A 1,035-nucleotide genomic window follows, 5' to 3' on the forward strand; every position below is an offset into this window, starting at 1 on the left:
GCAGGCGGCGAAGATTGACGGTTTCCGTAAGGCCAGCGCCCAACTGGCCGTTACCGGGCAGGCGCTGAAAAAAGCCAAAGAAGATGCGGCGGCGCTGGCTATCGCCTTTAAAAACACCGAGAAACCCACCGCTCAACAAGCCCGACTGATGGAGGGAGCCAAGCGCGCGGCGTCTGAACTGCAAACCAAATACAACGGGCTGCGCCAGTCAGTGCAGCGCCAGCGCGACGCTCTCAACGCTGACGGCATAGCGACCAAAAACCTGAGCAGTGAACAGCGCCGGTTACGCAGTAGCGCCGCCGAGGCGACGGTTGCCCTGAGTCGCCAGCGCCAAGAGCTGCAACGCCTGAGTCTGAAACAGGAACAACTCAACCGTATCAGCAGCCGCTACCAGAAAGGCAAAGCTGCCACCAGTGCGGTGCGTAATACCAGCGCCGCCAGTTTGGGTGTGGCAACCGCCGGGCTGTACGGCGCGGCGAAACTGATTGCGCCGGGTATTGAGTTCGACAGCCAGATGTCTGGCACGCAGGCAATTTTAGGGCTGGATAAAAAAGACGCCAAGCTGGCCGCCATTCGCCAACAGGCACGGGATATCGGTGGCTCCACCGCCTTTTCCCCGACAGATGTAGCACGAACCCAAGACACGCTGGCCCGCTCTGGCTATGACGCTGACGCCATTCTGGCCGCCACTGAACCGACGGTTAACCTGTCGCTGGCGTCCGGTGTGGATATTGCCGAGGCGGCCGATATTGTCACCAACATGCAATCGGCGTTTAACCTGCCATTAGACCAGATTCAACGCGTGTCGGACGTGATGGCGAAAGGCTTCACCAGTTCAAACACTAATCTGTTAGAGCTGGGCGAGGCAATGAAATATGTCGCCCCTATTGCCGAGGCCGCCGGGGCCAGTATCGAAGACACTACCGCGCTACTCGGCGTTCTGGCCGATAACGGCATAAAAGGCAGTATGGCCGGCACCAGCACCAGCGCTGTGTTTAGTCGGTTGCAGGCCCCTATCGGTAAAGCGCCGGAAGC

General features: G+C 59.5%; 1 protein-coding gene. It reads left to right on the forward strand.

What is annotated here, in order from left to right:
• The coding region (locus OVO64_RS20370) for a phage tail tape measure protein (protein ID WP_267248996.1) at window positions 1-1,035 on the forward strand (1,035 nt) is incomplete at both ends.

This window comes from Yersinia sp. Marseille-Q5920 (assembly GCF_946902935.1).
GTDB classification, from domain to species: domain Bacteria; phylum Pseudomonadota; class Gammaproteobacteria; order Enterobacterales; family Enterobacteriaceae; genus Yersinia; species Yersinia rochesterensis.